The organism is Microbacterium sp. HMWF026, assembly GCF_003061325.1.
Taxonomy (GTDB): Bacteria; Actinomycetota; Actinomycetes; order Actinomycetales; family Microbacteriaceae; genus Microbacterium; species Microbacterium testaceum_E.
Genome location: NZ_QAJB01000204.1, coordinates 1 through 3,022 on the forward strand (window position 1 = coordinate 1; position 3,022 = coordinate 3,022).

3 protein-coding genes are annotated in these 3,022 nt (G+C 72.6%); all 3 read left to right on the plus strand.

Annotated features, from left to right (window positions below):
* On the plus strand, positions 1-906 hold a 906-nt coding region (locus DBR36_RS08455; protein WP_146185286.1), incomplete at its 5' end, for an amidohydrolase.
* Entirely contained in the window at positions 903-2,258 is a 1,356-nt protein-coding gene (locus tag DBR36_RS08460) for an APC family permease (protein WP_108318500.1), read from the plus strand. The genes DBR36_RS08455 and DBR36_RS08460, both read left to right, overlap by 4 nt.
* Positions 2,259-2,388: 130 nt before the next feature.
* Positions 2,389-3,022: sorbosone dehydrogenase family protein (locus tag DBR36_RS18290; protein ID WP_258222640.1), on the plus strand; the 634-nt coding region annotated here is incomplete at its 3' end.

Consider the following 3,022-nt stretch of genomic DNA (forward strand, 5'->3'; position numbering starts at 1 on the left):
GACCTGGCCCTGCGCGCCGACCCCGCCCGGTGGCCCGCCCAGCTCGACGACCTGCGCGCCGCCGCGGACGAGGTGTCGGGCGAGCCCGGTCTGACCTGCCGCACCGTGAAGTTCTTCGTCGACGGCATCCTCGAGAACCGCACCGCGCACCTGCTCGAGTGCTATCACGACGCCCGCACGCGCGGCCTGCCCAACTGGCGTCCCGACCAGCTCGCCGCGGCGGTGGCCGCGTGCGACGCCGCCGGCTTCGACGTGCACCTGCACGCGATCGGCGACGCCGCCGTGCGTGCCGCCATCGACGCGGCCGAGACGATCCGCGAGAGCCTGCGCCGCGGTCGTCGCGTGACCATCGCGCACGCGCAGGTCGTCGACCCGGCCGATCTTCCGCGGCTGGCCGACCTCGACATCACGTTCTGCTTCCAGCCGCAGTGGGCCGTGGCCGACGCGGTCATGACCGAGCTCACCCTCCCGCGGCTCGGGCCCGCACGCGAGCGGCAGTACCGCATGCGCGCCGCGCGCGACGCGGGGGCCCGCCTGAGCTTCGGCAGCGATTGGCCCGTCACCTCACCCGACGTGCTGCTCGGGCTGCGCACCGCCGTCACCCGTCAGGACGCCGACGGACAGCCGGCCGGCGGGTGGCAGCCCGACGAACGACTCACCCTCTCCGAAGCCATCGACGCCGCCACGAGCGGCGTGGCCCTCCAGGCCGGCGACCAGGACCGACGCGGAACGCTCCGCCCCGGTATGGCCGCCGATCTGGTGTGGCTCGACCGCGACATCCGTCGCGCGCCGGCCGACCGCATCACCGACGCCCGCATCCTGGGCACCTGGCGGCGCGGCATCCCTACCTTCGCGGCGCGGGTCAGCGCGCTCGCCGCCGTCCGACCCGAACAGGAAAGCGCGTGACCTCCACCGACACCTCGCTGCGGCGAGTCATGGGAGTGCCCTCCCTCGTCATCTTCGGCCTGGCCTACATGGTGCCCCTCACCGTGTTCACGACCTACGGCCTCGTCGCCGTCACCACCGGCGGCCACGTGCCGACGGCGTACCTCGTCACGCTCGTGGCGATGCTCTTCACGGCGTTCAGCTACGCCGCGCTCGTCAAGGCGTTCCCGCGCGCCGGCAGCGCCTACACCTACGCCCGCCGCGCCTTCGGCGGTCACGTGGGCTTCCTCACCGGCTGGTCGCTGATGATCGACTACCTGCTGCTGCCGCTGATCAACTACGTGCTGATGGGGATCTACCTCAACGCGCAGCTGCCCGGCATCCCGCCGTGGGTCTTCGCCCTGGCGGGCGTCCTGCTGATCACGGGCTTGAACATCGTCGGCATCACGGTCGTGCGCAACGCCAACCTCGTGCTCGTGGGGCTGCAGCTCGTCTTCGCCGCCGTCTTCGTCGTCTGCGCGGTGCTGCACGTGCTGCGCAATCCCGGGGTGTCGCTGCTGCAGCCGCTCTACGACGCCGGTCTGACCCTTCCCGGACTGCTCGCGGGCGCCGCCATGCTGGCGCTGTCGTTCCTCGGCTTCGACGCGATCTCGACGCTGTCCGAAGAGGCCCGCGACGCCGCGCGCACCGTGCCCCGCGCGATCGTGCTGACCACGATCATCGGCGGTCTGATTTTCACCGTGATCGCCTACGTCTCGACCCTGGTGATCCCCGAGGTGGCCGACATCGAGAATCCGGATGCCGCGGCCAACCAGATCATGGAGCTGTCCGCCGGCCGGTGGCTCGAGGTGTTCTTCCTGGTCGCCTACATCGCGGGCTGCATCGCCGCGGCACTGGCCTCTCAGGCGAGCGTGTCGCGCATCCTGTTCGCGATGGGACGCGACGGTGTGCTGCCGCGTTTCTTCGCCCGGGTGAGCCGTCGATACCAGACGCCGATCGGCGCGGCGATCTTCGTCGGCGTGGTCTCGCTGGCGGCGCTGTTCGCCGATCTGAACACCGTGGCCTCGCTCATCAGCTTCGGGGCCCTCGCGGCGTTCTCGCTCGTCAACCTGTCGGTGATCAAGCACTTCCTGCTCGACGAGCGACGCCGCGGGGGTGCGGCGATCCTGAGGTACGGCGTGCTCCCCGGCCTCGGGTTCGCGCTGACCGCGTGGCTGTGGTTCAGCCTGTCGGCATTGGCGCTGACCGTCGGGCTCGTCTGGATCGGCGTGGGCCTGGTGTGGCTCGCCGTCCTCACGCGCGGCTTCCGACGCCGTCCGCCCGAGGTCGAGTTCGACGACGAGGCGCCCGCGCCCGAGCGCGTCGTCGCCTGACCGCGTTCCGCTCCCCGTCCGCCCCGCGTCGCTCGCCCCACCCGCGAGCACCGCGGGGCGGCGGGCAATCCCCACCTCGCGTCCAGGTGCACCGGGTAGGCCAGAGGGTCACCGACGACGAGGAGGACCCATGGCCACCACATCCCTGCGGACGCCGCGGCGCCGCTCTCGTGCGGCCGGCGTCGTGATCGCCTCCGTGTTCGTGGTCACGGGGTGCGCCGCCGAGCGGCCGACCGAAGCGGCCTCACCGCGGGTTCCGGCGGGCGCATCGCCCGTGCCCGCGCTCGGCGCCCCGACCCCGGTGGCCGGGGGATTCACGACGCCGTGGTCGGTGGCCTTCGTCGACGGGACGGCGTTGGTGAGCGAGCGCGACACCGGTCGGATCCTCGAGGTCGTCGACGGCGGGACGCGCGTGGTCGGCGAGATCCCGAGCGCGACGCCGGGCGGCGAAGGCGGACTGCTCGGCATCGCAGCCCGCGACGGGTGGCTCTACGCCTACGCGACCACCGCGAACGACAACCGCGTTCTGCGGCTGCCGCTCGAGGGGACGCCGGGGGCGCTGCGCCTGGGGTCGGCGCAGACCGTGATCGACGGCATCCCCTCGGCGAACATCCACAACGGCGGTCGCATCGCCGTCGGCCCCGACGGCATGCTCTACATCACCGCGGGCGACGCCTCGGATCCCGGGGCGGCGCAGGACACCGAGGCGCTCGGCGGCAAGATCCTGCGCGTGGCCCCCGACGGTTCGGTGCCCGCCGACAATC